19 protein-coding genes are annotated in these 17,930 nt (G+C 65.5%); 8 read left to right on the plus strand and 11 right to left on the minus strand.

The window, feature by feature from the left end:
- Positions 1–47: 47 nt before the first annotated feature.
- Entirely contained in the window at positions 48–449 is a 402-nt protein-coding gene (locus ACZ1JC_RS24915) for a hypothetical protein (RefSeq protein WP_465137613.1), read from the plus strand.
- A gap of 3 nt (positions 450–452) precedes the next feature.
- Here the strand turns inward: ACZ1JC_RS24915 and ACZ1JC_RS24920 are convergent, their stop codons facing one another.
- Positions 453–851 carry a nuclear transport factor 2 family protein gene (locus ACZ1JC_RS24920; protein ID WP_465137612.1) on the minus strand — a complete coding sequence of 133 codons (399 nt, stop codon included), beginning with the start codon at positions 849–851 and terminating at the stop codon, positions 453–455.
- Positions 852–1,136: 285 nt separating this feature from the next.
- Positions 1,137–1,811, minus strand: a complete 675-nt coding sequence (locus tag ACZ1JC_RS24925; RefSeq protein ID WP_465137611.1) for a response regulator transcription factor — start codon at positions 1,809–1,811, stop codon at positions 1,137–1,139.
- Between the two features lie 220 nt (positions 1,812–2,031).
- Between ACZ1JC_RS24925 and ACZ1JC_RS24930 the strand changes: the two genes are divergently transcribed.
- Positions 2,032–2,928, plus strand: a complete 897-nt coding sequence (locus ACZ1JC_RS24930) for a UDP-2,3-diacylglucosamine diphosphatase (RefSeq protein ID WP_465137610.1) — start codon at positions 2,032–2,034, stop codon at positions 2,926–2,928.
- A complete protein-coding gene (locus ACZ1JC_RS24935; protein WP_465137609.1) occupies positions 2,925–3,992 on the plus strand; it encodes a glycosyltransferase family 4 protein in 1,068 nt (355 codons plus the stop codon). Before ACZ1JC_RS24930 ends, ACZ1JC_RS24935 begins: the two co-directional genes overlap by 4 nt.
- A gap of 120 nt (positions 3,993–4,112) precedes the next feature.
- On the opposite strand, the gene ACZ1JC_RS24940 is transcribed toward ACZ1JC_RS24935, so the two are convergent.
- The 4 genes from ACZ1JC_RS24940 to ACZ1JC_RS24955 form a co-directional block, all read right to left on the minus strand.
- Positions 4,113–4,907 (minus strand): IclR family transcriptional regulator, encoded by a 795-nt coding sequence (locus ACZ1JC_RS24940; protein WP_465137608.1) that lies wholly within the window; start codon positions 4,905–4,907, stop codon positions 4,113–4,115.
- A 14-nt stretch (positions 4,908–4,921) separates the two neighbouring features.
- The gene (locus tag ACZ1JC_RS24945) at positions 4,922–5,929 is read right to left on the minus strand and encodes an LLM class flavin-dependent oxidoreductase (protein WP_465137607.1); all 1,008 of its coding nucleotides are present in this window, start codon (positions 5,927–5,929) and stop codon (positions 4,922–4,924) included.
- A 174-nt stretch (positions 5,930–6,103) separates the two neighbouring features.
- Positions 6,104–6,991 (minus strand): tyrosine-protein phosphatase, encoded by an 888-nt coding sequence (locus tag ACZ1JC_RS24950; protein WP_465137606.1) that lies wholly within the window; start codon positions 6,989–6,991, stop codon positions 6,104–6,106.
- Positions 6,992–7,015: 24 nt separating this feature from the next.
- Positions 7,016–9,307: a TonB-dependent receptor gene (locus tag ACZ1JC_RS24955; RefSeq protein WP_465137605.1), complete on the minus strand. Its 2,292-nt coding sequence runs from the start codon at positions 9,305–9,307 to the stop codon at positions 7,016–7,018.
- A 229-nt stretch (positions 9,308–9,536) separates the two neighbouring features.
- Between ACZ1JC_RS24955 and ACZ1JC_RS24960 the strand changes: the two genes are divergently transcribed.
- Complete coding sequence (locus ACZ1JC_RS24960) at positions 9,537–10,697, plus strand: TetR/AcrR family transcriptional regulator (RefSeq protein ID WP_465137604.1); 1,161 nt, start codon at positions 9,537–9,539, stop codon at positions 10,695–10,697.
- A 79-nt stretch (positions 10,698–10,776) separates the two neighbouring features.
- On the opposite strand, the gene ssb is transcribed toward ACZ1JC_RS24960, so the two are convergent.
- The 5 genes from ssb to ACZ1JC_RS24985 form a co-directional block, all read right to left on the minus strand.
- Positions 10,777–11,376 (minus strand): single-stranded DNA-binding protein, encoded by a 600-nt coding sequence (gene ssb / locus ACZ1JC_RS24965; RefSeq protein ID WP_465137603.1) that lies wholly within the window; start codon positions 11,374–11,376, stop codon positions 10,777–10,779.
- A gap of 360 nt (positions 11,377–11,736) precedes the next feature.
- Positions 11,737–13,581: a ferrous iron transporter B gene (feoB, locus tag ACZ1JC_RS24970; RefSeq protein WP_465137602.1), complete on the minus strand. Its 1,845-nt coding sequence runs from the start codon at positions 13,579–13,581 to the stop codon at positions 11,737–11,739.
- A complete protein-coding gene (locus tag ACZ1JC_RS24975; protein ID WP_465137601.1) occupies positions 13,578–13,889 on the minus strand; it encodes a FeoA family protein in 312 nt (103 codons plus the stop codon). The genes feoB and ACZ1JC_RS24975 overlap by 4 nt, the downstream gene beginning before the upstream one ends.
- A gap of 108 nt (positions 13,890–13,997) precedes the next feature.
- On the minus strand, positions 13,998–14,678 hold the full coding sequence (locus ACZ1JC_RS24980) for a COQ9 family protein (protein WP_465137600.1): 681 nt from the start codon (positions 14,676–14,678) through the stop codon (positions 13,998–14,000).
- Positions 14,679–14,708: 30 nt separating this feature from the next.
- Positions 14,709–15,269 (minus strand): ankyrin repeat domain-containing protein, encoded by a 561-nt coding sequence (locus ACZ1JC_RS24985; protein WP_465138495.1) that lies wholly within the window; start codon positions 15,267–15,269, stop codon positions 14,709–14,711.
- 213 nt (positions 15,270–15,482) lie between these two features.
- Here ACZ1JC_RS24985 and ACZ1JC_RS24990 point away from each other — a divergent pair, with 213 nt between their 5' ends.
- From ACZ1JC_RS24990 to ACZ1JC_RS25005, 4 genes are read left to right on the plus strand one after another with little or no spacing between them, the layout of a single operon-like run.
- Positions 15,483–16,106, plus strand: coding sequence for an SCO family protein (locus ACZ1JC_RS24990; protein WP_465137599.1), 624 nt, complete (start codon positions 15,483–15,485; stop codon positions 16,104–16,106).
- A gap of 19 nt (positions 16,107–16,125) precedes the next feature.
- The gene (locus tag ACZ1JC_RS24995; protein WP_465137598.1) at positions 16,126–16,635 is read left to right on the plus strand and encodes a YcgN family cysteine cluster protein; all 510 of its coding nucleotides are present in this window, start codon (positions 16,126–16,128) and stop codon (positions 16,633–16,635) included.
- 2 nt (positions 16,636–16,637) lie between these two features.
- Positions 16,638–17,363 carry a M48 family metallopeptidase gene (locus ACZ1JC_RS25000; protein ID WP_465137597.1) on the plus strand — a complete coding sequence of 242 codons (726 nt, stop codon included), beginning with the start codon at positions 16,638–16,640 and terminating at the stop codon, positions 17,361–17,363.
- 33 nt (positions 17,364–17,396) lie between these two features.
- On the plus strand, positions 17,397–17,924 hold the full coding sequence (locus tag ACZ1JC_RS25005) for a hypothetical protein (protein ID WP_465137596.1): 528 nt from the start codon (positions 17,397–17,399) through the stop codon (positions 17,922–17,924).
- The last annotated feature ends 6 nt before the right edge of the window (positions 17,925–17,930 follow it).

Below are 17,930 nucleotides of genomic sequence, written 5' to 3' on the forward strand. Positions count from 1 at the left end.
CGCCGAACGCGGCTTGATTTCCCTAATCCCCGCACCATGTTAGGTGGATGCAAGCCCACACTCGCGCAATGATCGCCGCCACCGCCTATGCCTTCATCACCGGCAAAAAAGTCGCCGGCGTCTTCGATCATTCCGCCATGCGGGAACTGCTGATCGCGGCAGAATCGCGGGAGAACCGGTTGAAGGGCTTCGACGGCAACCGTCAGGCGGAGTTCGGCGGCACCCTACCCGATCTCTATGACGCCGGTGACAAGGCCGCCTTCTCGCTGGAGATCGCTGGTACCGAAGCGCGCGGTTACGACCGGGGTTCATCGCACCACTACACCGCCAAAGTCACCGACCAGCTGGTGCAAGTCTACGACCACGGGGAAAACGCGTGGTTCGCGTTCGACATCCGCGACGAACAGACCGCCTTCGATTCGCGCGCCGGCGTCGACGCCAGCAGCTGAAATTCAGGCAGCCACCTGCCTGACCAGCGCCGTGTCGGCGAACTGGACGAAAGACTGGATCTTGCCCTGATCGTTCAGCGTGATCAGGTCGAAAAGCTGGGTGTTCACCGGGTTCTTGCCTTCGGTGGCCACCGTCACTTTCCAGTGCGCGGCGATCTTGTCACCTTCGACCACGGCATCCAGAAGTTCCAGATCGCTGAATTGAAAGCGATCCATCAACTTGCCGATACCTTCCATACAGGAATCGGCAGCCAGACCCACGGAATGCAATAGAGCCGACTCACCCACGAATTCGAAACGGGCATCCTCCGCCCAATACTGTGCCACGTCTTCCTTGTTACCCGACACGCGGGCGGCGTAGACTTCCCGAACCGTTTGCAATGCAGCGTCGCGGTCAAGCATGTTCACCTCCAAAGGGCAGTGAGGAGGACCGGACCATACTGCAAAACCGCGCCGCACGCGACGGACATCGGCGGCGCTACCGCGCTTGGAGTCCGTTTGAAAAATGCCCGCAGGGGCATTTTTGAGGCGGCACCAGCCCTCTCCCCCACCCTACCACCCGCAGGATACTACCGATGGGTGGTAGGCTCCCTCAGCGAAAAGGTCCCCCGGACCTTTTCGTGGCCTTCGGAACGGGAGAGAGCCGGTGCCGCAAAATTCGCATTTTGCGAATTTTCAAACGGTCTCTTACGCCGTGTCGAAAACGTACCCCAGCGATCGCACGGTACGCAGCGGATTGCCCGCGCCCACGCCCTTCAGCGCGCGGCGCAGGCGGCCGATCCACACGTCCACCGTGCGTTCGTCCACCGCCGGTTCCTGCTTGCCCAGCGCGGCGATCAGCTGCGTGCGGGTGAACACGCGGCCGGGATGTTCGATGAAATAGCGCAGCAGGCGCAGTTCGTTGGGCATCAGCGAGATCGGCTTGCCCTGCCAGCGCGCCTGGAATGCGGCGACGTCCACGGTCAATTCGCCCTGTGCCAGCACACGCAGCCCGGTCGCTTCCTGTTCGCCGATATTCGCGCCCAGCACCCGGTCCAGCAGCGCGGCGCGGGTCAGCGGGCCGACGATATAGTCGTCCGCGCCCATGCGCAGCGCGCGCTTGCGGTCTTCCTGGTTGTCTTCCTCAAGCACCATCGTCACATGCGCATTCTGCGTCAGCGCGTCGGCGCGCAGGCGGCGGCACAGTTCCAGGCCGGACATTTCGGGCATCACCCAGTCGATGAAGATCCAGAGCGCGCCTTCGATCAGCGGAAGCTCGGCAAAGTCGCTCCAGCGGTGCAGCACGACGTCGAAATCGTCATGCCGGAAGGCGGCAATCCCTCCGGAAAGCTCGCTGGTGAGGAAGATGTCGATCCGCTGCATGGCCCCCTGACCCTGATAACCTGCGCGGCTACTTGCCGCCCCAGTGTGACGAACAGGTGACATATCGATGACATCGCGGGGTTTTGGTTCAAGAAATTGACTCGCGGATGGAATCGGCCCGGCCCGCTGCTGGCAGTGTCATCGAAGTGACCCGCAACCGTCACGGCCACGCAACGCGGCAATGCGAAATATGACAGGAGCAAAACGGGGGTTCGGACCGATGCGGAACGACATGCAGGCTCTTCTCGAACGCGCGACTGGCAGCGATATCGGCGGCAATATTCCGGCATGGCTGGACTTGCCCGATCCCAAGGGCTTTCGCCCCAAACGCAAATACGAAACCGTGTGGATCTCGGACGTCCACCTCGGCACGCGCGGCTGCAATGCCGAAATGCTGGTCGATTTCCTGCGCTCCATAGAGTGCAAGACGCTCTATCTGGTGGGCGACATCGTCGACGGCTGGCGGCTTTCCAAGGGCTGGTACTGGCCGGATGCGCACAACGAAGTGATCCGCCGCATCCTGAAGATGGCGCATCGCGGCACCCGCGTGGTCTTCGTCGCCGGCAATCATGACGAGATGCTGCGCGATTACGCCGGGCTCACCTTCGGCGGCGTGGAACTGGTGCTGGAAGCGGTGCACGAGACGAAGGACGGCCGCCGCCTGCTGGTAACGCATGGCGACGCCTTCGACGGCGTGGTGCTCTATGCCAAGTGGCTCGCCTTCCTGGGCGACAAGGCCTACGGCGCGCTGCTGCGGGCAAACATCGTGTTCAACGCGGTGCGGCGCAAGCTGAAGATGCCGTACTGGTCGCTCTCGGCCTACATGAAGAAGAAGGTCAAGAACGCCGTCCAGTACGTCTGCAGCTACGAGGAAGCCGTAGCGAACGAGGCGATCTCGCGCGGGTTCGACGGCGTGGTCTGCGGCCACATCCACTGCGCGGAAATCCGCCAGTTCGGCGGCATCACCTACTATAACGACGGCGACTGGGTGGAAAGCTGCACCGCACTGGTGGAAGACGCGGCGGGCGACATCACCATCATCGACTGGATCGCCGAGACCGGCGGCCACACCGTCGGCGCGGATACGGCGGCCGCCATGGCAGAGGCCGCCGAGTGAAGCTTACCCTGGCGACCGACGCCTGGCTTCCCCAAGTCAATGGCGTCGTCCGTTCGCTCTCGGCCACGTTGGAGGAACTGACCCGGCGCGGCCATCAGGTGGATACGCTGACGCCGGACCAGTTCCTGACCGTGCCGATGCCCGGCTATGCCTCGATCCGCCTCGCCATGGCCCCCCGTTTCGGGGTGCGCCGGATGCTCGACCGGACCCGGCCGGAGATCGTCCACATCGCCACCGAAGGGCCGATCGGCTGGGCCGCGCGCGGCTGGTGTCTGGCCCGCGGGGTGCCGTTCACGTCCGCCTTCCACACGCGCTTTCCCGAATATGCCTCGGTGCGCACCGGGATCAGCGCCGAACGCTTCTGGCCGATCATGCAGCGCTTCCACGCGCCCAGCCAGGCCGTGCTGGTGTCCACCGCCAGCCTTTCCGCGGAACTGGCCGGGCGCGGCATCGGCCATACGCGGCGCTGGAGCCGGGGGATCGATCATGGCCTGTTCCGTCCCGAAGGCCCGCGCCATCCGGCGATGGCGGCGCTGCCGGGCCCGGTGCTGCTGAACGTCGGCCGCGTCGCGCCCGAAAAGAACCTTGAGGCGTTCCTCGATGCCGATGTGCCCGGCAGCAAGGTGGTGGTGGGGGACGGCCCGGCCTTGGAAACGCTGAAGCGACGCTATCCGCAAGTGCAGTTCCTCGGCGCGCTGGGCGGCGAGGAACTGGCCAGCGCCTACCGCGCGGCGGATTGCTTCGTGTTCCCCAGCCTCACCGATACGTTCGGCCTCGTCGTAATCGAGGCGCTGGCCTGCGGCACGCCGGTAGCGGCATTCCCGGTCACCGGCCCAGTCGACATTCTGGGCCGCGACGGATGCGGGGTGGAAGATCGCCTGCGGCATCCGGCGGGGGCGGTGGACGACGATCTGGCCGTGGCGATCCGCACCGCCCTCTGCATCGAACGCGCGGATGCGGCTGCGCTTGGCGCGCTGTTCTCGTGGGAACGGGCGACCGACCAGTTCCTCGCGGCATTGACCGCCGCTCTGGAAGGCGATCGCGGGCTACTCAGCGCGGCGTAAGGCCTGTCCTCCCCGGCACGGGGAGGGGAGTCTCGGCCTGCCGCGAGATTGCTTGAGGACGCCAGCCCCCTCCGTCAGCCCTGCGGGCCGCCACCTCCCCTTGCAGGGGAGGATAGTCCGTTATCGGAACCCCAGACTGCGCGAAATCAGTGCCGCTTCCGCCACCACCAGCTCCGCCAGTTCCGCCAGCCGATCCCGAGCCCGGGCAGTCGGCGCCGCGATCACCAGCGCGCCGACGACTTGCCCCGCCGCATCGCGGATCACCGCCGCCGTGCCGGTCACGCCCTCGGCCGCCTGATCGACGGTCTGCGCATAGCCCTGCTCGCGCACAGCCTCGATCTCTGCTCGCAGCCCTGCCCGGTCGATCAGCGTGGTCGGCGCAAGGCGCTGGGCGTTGAGGCGCTTCAGATAGCTGTCCACCGCCTCGGCCGAGCATGTCGCCAGCAGCGCCCTGCCGCCTGCCGTGGCGTAGAACGGCCGACGGTCACCGATCGAGACCAGATAGCGCACCACATGCGCGCTCTCCACCAGATCGACGTAGGTCATGCTCTCGCCCTGCGTGTCACCCACGCCCAGCAACACCGTCTCGCCGCTGGCTGCGCTGAGGCGGCGCATGCCGTCGCGGATCAGGTCCGAACTCTGGAGCCGCCGCCGCGCCTCGGTCAGCGCGCTGCCCAGCCCGAAGGCACCGGGGCCGAGCCGCCACGCACCGTCCGTGCCGATCACGAAGCCCTCGTCCGCCAGCCCGCGCAGCAATGCCGCAAGGCTGCTCTTCGGCGTGGCAAGGCGGCGACTGAGATCCGCCAGCGAAACCGGCTCGCTGCTGGCGCACAGCACCTCCAGCAGCCGGATCACCCGCGTTACCGACTGCGGCGAGGCCGCCCGCCGTTCACTGATCTGCGCACCCTGCTCCAAGCTCTGGCCCTGCCCTACCGAAACGCGGGAATGACTTCGTCCGCGAAAACCTTGGCATAGGCAAGGAAACGCTCGGCCGGAAGCCCGGGCGGCTTCATCATCGTCACATGCTCTATCGGGGCCTTGTCCCGCAGCCGCCGGAAATGGTCGATCGCCTCGTCCGGAGTGAGAATGCGCAGCGCCCCGCTGGCCTTGAAGGCATCGAGGTCCATCGCCTTCATCACCGGATCGTCGATGCCGATCGCGCTGTCCTCCGCCATCCACGCGGCATAGGAATTGCTGACATGCAGGAAATGCGGCGCCAGTTCCTCCATCGCCGCCGCCTTGTCATGCGCGACCACCAACATCAGTTCCTGAATCCAGACTTTCGCCGCCGCCGGATCCTTGCCCTGTTCCTCCAGCTTTTGCCGGTAGAGCGGCCAGACCTCCGTATTCCCGAAGTAGCCATCACCATACCGCGCCACCCGCTCCATCGCCTTGGGCGCGAAACCGCCGATATAGAGCGGCACCTGCCCCCGGCTCGACAATGCCGAAACCCGCGCACCTTCCAGCCGGAAATGATCGCCCGCGAAATCGACCGTCTCGCCCGCCCAGAGCCGCCGCACGAGGTCCAGAAACTCGTCGAAGCGCGCGCCGCGCTTGCGGAAATCCAGCCCGTGCGCCGCATATTCCCGCGCACGATAGCCAATGGCGAGCCCCATCCGCAGCCGCCCGCCGGACAGCGCATCCAGCACCGCGCAATCCTCCGCAAAGCGCAGCGGCTCATAGAGCGGCGCCAGCGCGATGCCCGACCCGATCGCCATGCGCTTCGTCCGCGCGGCGATCGCCGCCAGCATGACCATGGGCGAGGTCATGTAGCCGTCCTCCGCCAGATGGTGTTCCGGCACCCAGGCGCCATCGAAGCCCAAGGCCTCGGTCTCGGCAATCACATCCAGCACTTCGGCCTGCAGCGCCTCGGGCGACTGCCGCCAAGGCGCCGGATTGCGCATGTCGTAAAGATAGCCGAAGCCCAATTCGCCCACTGCCTGCCTCTCCTTCCCGGTTCAGCGAAACCCTAACCGGGCGAGGGCAGGCGGCATACCGGGCGACGAGGCGCCGGGGCGATCATATCGTTCTGGTGGCTTGATCCCGGACGGGCTGCCGCAGGGTAATTTGCGTCGCTGCCCCTATGCGACCCCCGCCCGGAAATACTCCCCTCAGTCGAGGTACATTGCGCGCAGCTTTGCGATCTGGGCCTGATCCATGCCCATTTCGGTCTTGAAGTAGCCCATCGCACCGCCCGGATAGGCGTCCAGCTTGTTCAGCGCCGCCTCGATGTAACTGCGATCGGCCCGCATGAAGGCGCCCTGCACGGCCGGCGGCAGCGACAGGAAGGCCTGCCCGGTGGCGGCGTTCGGGCTGGTCTTCGCCTTGGCCATCGCGGCCGGCAGGTACGTGTTGGTGAGTAGGTAGTCCTGGATAATCGTCTCTCGCGGTACGCCCAGCGCGGTGAGTAGCAGGGCGGAGGAAACGCCGGTGCGGTCCTTGCCGGCCGAGCAGTTGAAGGCGAGCGGCGCATTACCGGCCAGCAGCTGCGCGAACATGCGCTTGAACTGCGGCGCGAAAGTCTTGAGCATCATCGGATAGCTGGTGGCCATCATCGTGGTCGCCTGTTCCGGGGTGATCTTGGCCAGATCCTTCGGCATCAGGCCGATCGCCATGCCGTCGTAATCGTCGGCAAATACCGTCGGGCCGGTGCCGGCGGCCCAAGGCATCGGCTCCGCCTTGCGCTCGTTCTTGTCGCGATAGTCGCACACGGTCTTGAGGCCGAGCTTGTTCAGGTAGGCCAGGTCGCCGGCGGTAAGGTCCACCATCGAGCCCGAGCGGAACAGCATGCCCCACTTCGTCGTGTGGCCGTCAGCGGTGCGATAGCCGCCAAGGTCACGGAAGTTGCGGCCGCCTTCCAGCGGCAGCAGGCGCTGGTGCGCGGGCGCGGCGGCGGCATTGGTGACCGGCGCCTCGTTCGCCGCTTGCGCGGCGAAGAAGGCGGGGGTGGACAGCGCGACGACGACGCCGCCGAGCATGGCGATCTGACGGAACTTCATGTTTTTATCCTTTATCCGGGCCGATCAGAACTTGACGGTGGCCGAGCCGCCGAAGGTGCGCGGATCGTTGAAGATGCCGTAGTAACCCAGCGACGATCCGCCATTCGCCTTCACGAAGGTGTAGGCTTCGTTGAACAGGTTGCGGGCCCAGACGGAGAGTTCCAGCTTGGCGCCGGTGGCGGGCATGGCGATATCGGCCAGCGCGATGCGGCCGTTGACGATGAAGGACGAACCGGTCTTGGTCGGATCGCTGGCCATCGAATACTGGCTGCCGGCGTAGTTCCCGTCGATGTGGAAGCGCAGCATGGCATCGGCCACCGGCAGTTCGTAATCGATCGCACCGCTGGCGGCATGGCCGGGGGTGTAGACCGTGTAGACCTGCACCAGCGCATTGTTCTGGAACGGGTTCGGCGCGGGCGGCAGGTGAACGTCGGTATAGGCGTAGGATCCGGTCAGCGTCAGGCCCTGCAGCGGGGTGACGGTCAGGTCCGCCTCGATGCCCTTGATGCGGCCGTTGCCTTCCGCGTTCGTGGTTTCCAGCGTGGTGCGCGTGGTGTTCAGGACCGGCGCGATGAAGTCGATCTGCATGTCCTTGTAGGCGGAGGTGTAGGCCGCCACGTTGAAGCGGGCATGGTTGTCGAAGAATTCGGTCTTCGCGCCGATTTCGAAGGTCGAGACCGATTCCGGATCGAACTTGCGGTAGGTGAGCGAACGGCTGTTGGCGCCGCCTGCCTTGTAGCCGGTGCTCCATTTGCCATAGACGTGGACGTCGTGCGTCACGTCGACCGCAAGGTTCACCATCGGATCGAACCGGTTCCACGAGGCATCGAGCGTGTAATCGGTGGAGACGCCGTTCACCTTGTCCAACCCGCCGGTCTTGGCGTCATGCGTGAAGCGGCCACCGGCGGTGAGGTGGACGATCTCGTTCAGCATCTCCGGCGTCCAGGTGGCCTGGCCGAACACGCCGATGCTCTCGGTCTTGGCGTGGCTGGCGCGGTCCGGGAACGGAATCGTCGAATGAGGTGTGGCAAGAATGGTGTAGCTGGTACCGTCCGCGTTCCACTTGTTGGTGTAGGGCGTCCAGGCGTTGTCGTTCACCTTCTCATGATAATAGAAGCCGCCGACCACGAAGTTCACCTGCTTCATCGTGCCGATCAGCTGGACTTCCTGGCTGTACTGCTTCTGCCACGTGTCGGCGAGGCTGAAGCGGCTGAACTCGGTGTTGTTGCTGTAGCCCGGAATGAACACGCCCAGATTGCTGGAGCCGTTGTCGTTCTGGGTCTGGCTCAGCTGGCGGTACGACGTGATCGACTTCACTTCCAGTTCGGGCGAGACATTCCAGTCCAGCGTCAGCAGGTGGCCGTGCGTCTTGCCCACGGCCCAGGGCTGCGGCACGCCGATATTGGCCGTCTTGGCGCGATCGTCCTGCATCTGCAGCAGTGGGCCGGTGGTCTTGGTCAGCAGCTGGAGGTAGTAGGGCGTGCTCTCGTCGCGCGAGATGTCGAACGAGTAGAGTGCGCTGAAGTTGCTGCTCGGCTGCCACAGCACCCCGGCGTGGAAGCCCTTCTTGTTGTAGGCGTTGAAGTCGTGCTGGCCGGCCAGCGGGTTGTCCACGGTGCCGTCGCGCGTGGTGATCAGGCCGTCCAGCTTGACCGAGATGTTGGCGAAGCTGGGCAGGTCAAGGTGCAGGCTGGCTTCACGCGAACCGTAGTTGCCAAGGCCGACGCTGGCGCTGCCGCCGAATTCGCCGCTGGGCTTCTTGGTGACGATGCTGATCGCGCCGCCTTCGGTGTTGCGGCCGAACAGCGTGCCCTGCGGGCCCTTCAGCACTTCGATGCGCTCGACATCATAGAGCGCGGAGCCGAGGCCCTGCGCACGGCCCATGAATACGCCGTCGATATAGACGCCTACGCCCTGATCGCGTGCCGGCTGGTTGGCATCGCCCAGCGTGCCGATGCCGCGCATGCCCACGGTCAGGGCCGAACTGCGCGAGAACATCGGCGCGATGCGCAGCGAGGGGATCGAACCGTCGCCCAGCGATTCCAGGCTGACGACGTGGCGGTTGGCAAGGTCCTGAGCGCCGACGACCGAGATCGAGATCGGCGTGGACTGCAGGTTGGTCTCGCGCTTCTGCGCGGTCACGACGATGTCGGTCAGGCCCGAGCCGCCATCGCCGGCCGGATCGGCAGCAGGTTCAGCGGCGGCCTCAGCAACGGAAGGTTCGGCGGCGTGCGCAACGCCCGCCACGGTAAGCGCCAAAAGCGCGGTGCCGGTCAGCGCGGCGGTACGGACGGAATCGGCGATACGAACGAACATGGGCAACCCCTGTGATGTCTTCGGGGCGCCGACTAAAACGCTTGTATGGCACGCTTGTTACGTTTGTATGGAAGTTCAAAGACAGTTACTGAGCTGCAATTGTCATAACTTCGTCGCACATGGCATGATAAGGCGCATTATGCCGGATGTGGCATGGCGGGGATGCAACAACGGGCCATTTTGCGTGATGGATGCAGAATTTCAGGACTTTCCTACTCAAAAACGCCTGATGGCGACTGTTCTTGAGCTTTGGGCGACGCAAGGTCATGCGGCGATTTCGGCCCGCCTGCTCAGCCGCATGACCGGCGTGCCGACATCCAGCATCTATCATCACTTTGGATCCATGGAACACTTGTTCCACTCTGCCCAGGGCCATGCGCATGCAGAAGCGCAGGCATGGTGCGCCGAACGTCTGGGCGATCTGGCGCGCTGGCCGGAGCACGGCGGGGCCGATTCGCTAGCCACCGTGCTCTCCGTGCTCATCGACGACTGGGCGACCGAGGCGCGCACCTTGGCTTTCGCATGGTCGCAGTGCCACTTACTGGCTCTGCGCGACGACACCTATGTGCCGGCGCTGAACGCATGGCGCGATCTATGGGCCGGGTTTTGGCAGGAGGTCTGCGCGCGTGCCGGGCTTGGCGATTTCGGCCGTGTGACCGGTCACTTCTTCGAAGGTGCGATGCAGCTTCACCTGATCCGCTGGCACCGCACGATCGACCGCGCGGCGCTGGAAGAACTCTGCCGTGGCTGGGGCCAGTGGCTGAGCGGCGGCCTGGCCAACGAAGGCGCGTGGCGCGGACTTGCCCGTCAGGCTGCGCAGGAAGGCGAACCGCCGCGCCAGAGCCGCAACAACGTGGCCGATACGATCGCGCAGGCCGCCGCCAGCGTGGTGGAGGAAGGGGGCGTTGCCGCCCTCACCCACCGCGCCGTCTCCACGCGAGCGGATGTGACGCTAGGCGTCGTCTCCTACAACTTCCGCACCAGCGCCGATCTGGCGCAAGTGGCGTTCGAAACGATCTATCGCAACATCACCGGCCGCTTCCATGAAACGGTGAAGGCAACGCTGGACCGGGAGGACGCAATCCGAGCCTGGCAGGACTTCCCCTCGCAGCCCAGAACGCTGGTCGCCATCGAGGAGCTGATGCTGGCGGTTGCACGCGATCCGGCCCTGGCCGAGTTCGGCCCGCAGCTACGCTATCTGCGCGGCCGCACCAGCGGGTTGCAGCTTGCCGCGCTGCTGGGCGGCGTGACGGTCTCGCCGCTGGACATGGCGATCTATTCCAGCTTCGTTGGCGGCCAGCGCCGGGCGCTGATCGGGCGCGACGACGCCGAAATCCACGCCAGCCTGGACGAGACCGACCGCCTGCTTGCGGGATTGCGGTCCATCTGAACGTCAGCCTGAAAACCGGGCAGCAAAAAGGCAGCGTTTCCGCTGCCTTCGTGCTTTCGGTATTGTTCGAACCGGCCGATCAGAACGGGATATCGTCGTCCAGATCGTCGCCGAAGCCGCCGCCCGAGGACGAGGGCGTGCGGCCCCATTCGTCGCCGCCGCCCGAGGACGAACCACCCGACGATCCGCCCGAACGGCCCCAGTCGCCGCCGCCCGACGCGCCACCGCCCGAACGGCCGCCACCGCTGAAGCCGCCGCCACCCGAGGAACCACCTTCGTTCCAGCCACCGCCGGAACCGCCACGGGCGCCGCCGCCACCGCCGCCCTGCGCGCCGTCGAGCATCGTCAGCACGCCGCCAACGCCGCCCACCGAGACTTCGGTGGTGTAGCGGTCGTTACCGTTCTGGTCCTGCCACTTGCGGGTGCGCAGCTGGCCTTCGATGTAGATCTTCGAACCCTTGCGCAGGAACCGTTCGACCACGCCGACCAGACCTTCGCTCTGGATCACGACCGAGTGCCACTCGGTGCGTTCCTTGCGCTCGCCCGTGGCGCGGTCCTTCCAGTTTTCCGAGGTCGCGATGCGCAGGTTTGCGATGCGGCCGCCGTTCTGGAACGACTTCACCTCGGGATCGGCACCCAGGTTGCCGATCAGAATGACCTTGTTGACACTGCCTGCCATGATGGAATCGCTTTCTTCTGAATCTTGGCGATGGGGTAGCGAATGGGGGCCGGCGATGCGAGTCTGCTGACACCCGTTTTTCACAGAGGGATTGGTTTCACGCGGAGGCGCGGAGACGCGGAGGGAGGTAGCGCTTGCGGCAAAGCCGCGATCCCAATTCCGAGATGGCCCGGTGCGCAAGACTTTCAACTGGAAAGCGGCTTCGCCGAGGACGCGACATCCCTCCGCGTCTCCGCGCCTCCGCGTGAAACTGGTTCTCCAAAACCCGGCTTGCTGCTCGTGCTTCGACAGGCTCAGCGTGAGCGGAAGAGGATAGTACTGAACAAGCCCCGCTCATCCTGAGCTTGTCGAAGGGCTTGGCTACAGCCCCGCGCTCACCGCGATCCAGTAGGTCACGCCGGCCGCGATGTAGGCAAGACCGAACAGGTAGGCGAGCATGAAGATCGGCCACTTCCAGCCGTTGGTCTCGCGCCGGGTCACGGCGATGGTGGACATGCACTGCGGCGCAAAGACGAACCATGCCAGGAAGGCCAGCGCCATCGGCAGGGTCCAGCGGCCCTTCAGACGGTCACCCAGTTCGACGGACTGCCGATCCTCATCATCGCCGGCGTCCACCGCATAAGTCGTCGCCAGCGAGGAGACGGCCACTTCGCGCGCGGCCATGGCCGGGATGAGCGCCAGCGCCATGTCGCGGTTGAAGCCGATCGGTTCCACCACCACGGCCAGACCGTTGGCGATCTTGCCGGCGATCGAGGCATCGACCTGGCTCTCGCCCGGCTTGGCCTGCGGGAAGTTCAGCAGGACCCACAGTACCACGGTGACGGTGAAAATGATCGTGCCGGCGCGGCGCAGGAAGATCCACGCGCGCTGCCACAGGCCGATCGCCATGTCCTTCAGCCGGGGCAACTGGTACTTCGGCAGCTCCATGATGAAGCCCGAAGCCGCGCCCTTGGTCACCGAATGGCGCAGCACCAGCGCCACGACCATGGCGCCGACGATGCCCGCGACATAGAGCGCGAAGAGCACGAGGCCCTGCAGATGCACGCCCCAGCCGATGTCGTTGTTGGGGATGAAGGCGCCGATGATCACGGCATAGACCGGCAGGCGGGCCGAACAAGTCATCATCGGCGCGATCAGGATCGTGGTCAGCCGGTCCTTGGGATCGGTGATCGAACGCGTCGCCATGATGCCGGGAATAGCGCAGGCGAAGCTGGAGAGCAGCGGGATGAAGCTGCGGCCGGAAAGCCCGACGAACGACATCAGCCGGTCCATCAGGAAGGCCGCGCGGGCCATGTAGCCGGAGGCTTCCAGCGCCAGGATGAAGGCGAAGAGGATGACGATCTGCGGCAGGAACACGATCACCGCGCCGACGCCGGAGATCACACCGTCAGTCAGCAGACCGCGCAGCAGGCTGGGCGCCATCGCCCCCTTCACGGTATCGTGCAGGTACCCGGCGCTGGCATCCAGCGCATCGGCGAAAGGCGCCGCCCAGGCGAAGACCGCCTGGAACATCACGAAGAACACGCCCATCATGATCAGGAAGCCGAGCCAGGGGTGCAGCAGCACCTTGTCCAGCCGCGCATGCAGGCGGTGTCGCTTCGATTCGGACAGGATCGCCGCATCGGCCATGGCATGGGCGGCGACGCGGCGCTCGGTCGGCCCCAGTGCGGTCAGCCCCGGCCCCGGATGACGGGTTTCGGCAGAGGCGATGGCTTCGGCCAGCTCGACAAGCCCGCGCCGGCGCACGGCGACAGTGGAGATCACCCGCACGCCCAGTTCTTCCTCCAGCACCGCGGGATCGAGCACCAGCCCGTCCCGCTCGGCAAGATCGACCATGTTGAGCGCGACGACGGTGGGCTTGCCCAGCGCCAGCACTTCCTGCGCGAAGACCAAGTGCTGTTCGAGGTTGGAAGCATCCAGCACCACCACCAGAACGTCCGGCGCGGCCTCTCCGGTAAAGTGGCCGGCGATGACCTTGGAAGTCACTTCCTCGTCCGGGCTGGTGGCATCAAGGCTGTAGGCGCCCGGAAGGTCGGTCATCTCCACCGGCTCGCCGGTCGGCAGCACCATGCGGCCCGACTTGCGCTCCACGGTGACGCCCGGATAGTTCGCGATCTTCTGGCGCGCGCCGGTCAGCGCGTTGAACAGCGCGCTCTTGCCCGCATTGGGATTGCCGACGAGGGCGACCTTACGCTGACGGCTCATGCGGCGATCCCCGGATTCGCGGGCTTTTCTGCGCCCTTCTCGGCCGACTCGCCCTTCACCCCGCCGTTCTCGATCACTTCGACCGTCATCGCGGCGGCATGGGCGCGGCGCACGGCCACGGTCATGCGGCCTATGGCGATGGCGATAGGATCGCGTCCCACGAAGACGCCGCGATGCGCGACCGAGACTCGCGCCCCTTCCTCAAGGCCGAGCGCGCGCAACCGGCGCGCTTCTTCTTCCACGAGGGCATTCCAGTCCACGGAAACAATGCGCGCAGACTGGCCGATAGGGAGCTTGTCGAGAGTCATGAGGGCTGCGCTGCCAGATATGACCATCGATTGCAACTGGTTCGCAATAGCCCGGCGATTCCCGTAAGATAACGAAGGCGTTTACCGTGCAAAGCCGCAGGCAGCGGCTTATCGTGCCGGATAGCGCAGGCGGCCCATCAGGCGAACAAGGCTGATCCGCTCATCCCGCGGGCGGAACAGCTGCGCCTTGGTCTTTTCGAACCGCATGATCCCTTCGATCCGGCGATCGAGGAAGGCGCGAGTCTCCGCCTTGGGGCCGGTGGCATCCTCGCTGGTATCGGCCGCGAAGACCTTCAGCGTGGCGGCGTAGATCGCCCCCAGAGTGGCACGCTTGGTATAGTGGTTGTAATCGGTCGCGGTATCGCCGGCCAGGCGCCACATGGCATCGGCGCTGCGCCAGCCCAGCCGGGTGGCGGCCAGCACATTGCGCGGCATCGCCATCACGGCCAGCGCACGGCTCAGTGCTTCCTCGCGCCCGGCCACAGCGTCCAATCGGGCCATGACAAGGCGGCGAATCCGTTCGCGGATCGGCAGGCCGGCCAGCGAGGATGCCGGCGTGGTGCGCGCCATTTCGGCATCGACATGGGCGATCCACGCCTCGATCATCGCCATCTGGGCGCTGTGCGCGGAATCGGCGCGGAAGGCATAGCTGGCAAGCTCCGGATCCACGCCGGCAAGGCGCGCGGCTTCGGCCACGGCCTTGGGGCTCCACCCGTCGAACGCCGCCGCCTCCGCAATCGCGGGGGCAAGCTGGCGGCGCAGTGCTTCCAGCGTCTGGGGCTCTTCCATATCCATACCTTTCCGCAGCCGCTTCCTGCCTTACAGCACCGGACCGTAGACGGCCTTGGGCTTGCCGCCCTTCACGCCGTAAGTCTCCACGGTCTGTGCCAGCTGGCTGCCCTTGCCACCTTCGGTATTGGCATAGTCGCGCGCGCTGCGGCCGGAATTGTCCGCCCGGTCGGCATTGGCGCCGGCCTGAAGCAGCGCCTTCACCATGTCGATATCCTTGCGGTGCACCGCGAAGATCAGCGGCGTTTCGCCGGCATCGTTGGAAACGTCGGTATTGGCCTTGGCATCCAGCAGGATCAGCAGGCCGTCGCGCCAGCCCAGGCTGACCGCCATCTGCAGCGGTGTGCGGCCGTGATCGTCGGCCAGATTGACGTTGGCACCCTTGCCGATCAGGAAGTTCAGCCAGGTGGCATCGCGGCGCTGGGTAACGATCATCAGCGCGGTTTCACCAGTCGTCACGTCCTTCGCGTTGACGATCTGGCTGTTGTCCATCAGCTGCTTCTCGACCTTGTCGCCTTCCTTCTTCTTCACCGATTCGAGGAACTTGTAGCCTTCGGAATAGTCGGCATAGGCGGGCGACGCGATCGTCATGCCGGCCGCCAGTGCAGCCAGACCCGACGCGAGGATCCGGCGCGAAAACCTGCTGGCGTTCCCGGAGATCGTCTTCGACACGTTTGAATTTCCTTCCAGACGCTGATCGTCATTACTGGGCCTTCGGCGCCATCCGGGCGGCCCGTCCGTCTCCGACGCCTGCCCCGATGCGCCGTGTAAATCGCACCCTTGCACGCGCGGCTCTAGCAGAGCATGAAGCGCGGCGCCATGACCTACCTTGCCAAGTTCCGCCGCCCGTTTGCACTCGCCGCAATTGCGCTGGCCGTTTCCATGCCGCTTGCCTCCTGCGGGAAGTCCGGCGGGGAAGCACCGCCACTGGAAGGGGCGGAAATCGGCGGGCCGTTCACGCTGGTGGACAAGGCCGGGAAGGCCCACACCTGGGATTCGTTCAAGGGCCAGTGGCGCATCGTCTACTTCGGCTACACCTTCTGCCCCGACGCCTGCCCGATGGACGTTCAGGCGATGATGCGCGGCTTCTCCCTGTTCGAGAAGGAGCACACCAAGGCGGCCGAAAAGGTGCAGCCGATCTTCATCACCATCGATCCCGCGCGCGATACGCCGGAGATCGTCGGCCAGTGGACTGCCGCCTTCGGCCCGCGCCTGCTGGGCCTGACCGGCAGCGCCGCGCAAGTGAAGCAGGCGGCCGATGCCTTCGCGGTTTATTACAAGAAGGGTGAGACCACGCCCGGCGGCTATCTGATGGACCACAGTCGCATTGCCTTCCTGATGGACCCGGATGGAGAGCCGATCGCGATGCTTCCGGTGGACAAGGGGCCCGAAGCCGTCGCCGCCGAACTCGCCAAATGGGTAAGCTGACGCTAGAATTGCCGACATCGTGACGAAGGAAAGGCCCTTCTGGGAGCGGCCGCTCCACACCCTGAACCGCACCGAGTGGGAAGCCCTCTGTGACGGCTGCGGACAGTGCTGCCTGCACAAGGTGGAAGATGCCGACACCGGCGAGATCTACCACACCAATGTCGCCTGCAAGCTGCTCAACCTGAAGACGGCGCAGTGCAGCGACTATCCCAATCGGCGCAAGTTCGTGCCCGATTGCCTGAAGCTGACGCCGGCGACGGCGGGCAACCTTTCGTGGCTGCCGCCCAGCTGCGCCTATCGCCTGCGCGCGGACGGCGATCCGCTGCCCGAATGGCACTATCTCGTCTGCGGCGACCGCAATGCCGTGCATGAGGCAGACATGTCGGTGGCCGGCAAGGCGATCAGCGAGACGGTGGCGGGCCCGCTCGAAAACCATATCGTCTGGCCCTATGGCGAGGACGAGATGGAGGACTGGGAGATCGAGGCCGAGGGTCCCGCGCCCTGGGCCAGCGAGCGGGAGAGCAAATAGGCGTGCTCGATTGGCTGCGCCGCGCTCCCGATGAAGACCCGGCGATAGAGATCGCCGGCCGGCAAGTGCCCATCCTGATCCGCCGCCTGTCCAACGCGCGGCGCATGACCATGCGGCTGGCGCCCGATGGCAGCGAGATCCGCATCTCTGTCCCGCGCTGGACAAGGACCGAGGATGCGGTTGCCTTCGCCCGGTCCAAGCAATCCTGGCTGGCAATCCAGATCGAGGCGCTGCCCGAGGCGAAACCGCTGGCGGACGGCACCACCCTCGCCTTCCGGGGGGAGACCTTGGTGGTGCGCCACGATGCCTCCTATCCCCGCCGTCCGGTGCCGGACGATGGCGAACTGCTGCTGGGCGGGCCGGAATCCTCGCTGCCGGCGCGGCTGAAGCGCTGGCTGGAGAGCGAGGCACGCACGCTGATGGCGGACGATCTGGAGCACTACTGCGCGGTGGCCGGGCAGGCGGTGCCGGGGCTCGGCCTCTCGAGCGCGAAACGCCGCTGGGGCTCCTGCGCGCCGGACGGGTCTATCCGCATCAACTGGCGGCTGATCATGGCCCCCGATTCGGTGCGCCGCTCGGTGGTGGCGCATGAGGTGGCGCACCTCGTTCACTTCGATCACTCGCCGGCGTTTCACGCATTTCTCGGAAAAATCTTCGAAGGTAGCGTGCCTTCGGCCAATCGCTGGCTGAAAGAGAACGGTCGCAGCCTCTATGTGCCGTTCGGGTAGCGTTCTGTCCCGTTAGCGCCTACATAGCGCGGCATGGGTCTAATTAAGCGCACCGGATACTGGAAAGACGTCAATCCCGTCGGCATGATCGCGGATTTCCGCGAGGTGTGGAAGCAGGCCGGGCACAACCGCTGGCGCATCGCTGCGGTTTCCGCCGCCTGTACCTTCGGCGTGTTCTTTCTGATGGTTCATCAGGAGGCCAAGGGCCCGCACCTGCCGCCCAAAGTAACGTGGATCACCGTTCTGCCCGAACACCGCAGCGATGCGGAGATCATGGACTCCAACCTTGCCAACCAGAAGCGCAAGGAAGCCTGGGCCGCCGAACTCGCCCGCCGCGACAAGGACGTGCGCGAGATGTACAAGGTGATCGGGCGCTATTCGGGGATGGACGTGGACAAGATCGCCCGCGAGGCGGAAGCTGACGAAGCCGCCCGCAAGGCCGCAGAGGCCAAGCGCATCGGCGCGCCGAAGTTGCCCGAAGGCGTGACGATGCCGAAGTACGACGATCAACCGGCATCACCCGGCACTTCGGTACAATCCCAGACGCAACAGCAACAGTGAACGACG

The sequence above is a fragment of the Sphingomonas sp. BL-S-28 genome (assembly GCF_055521515.1).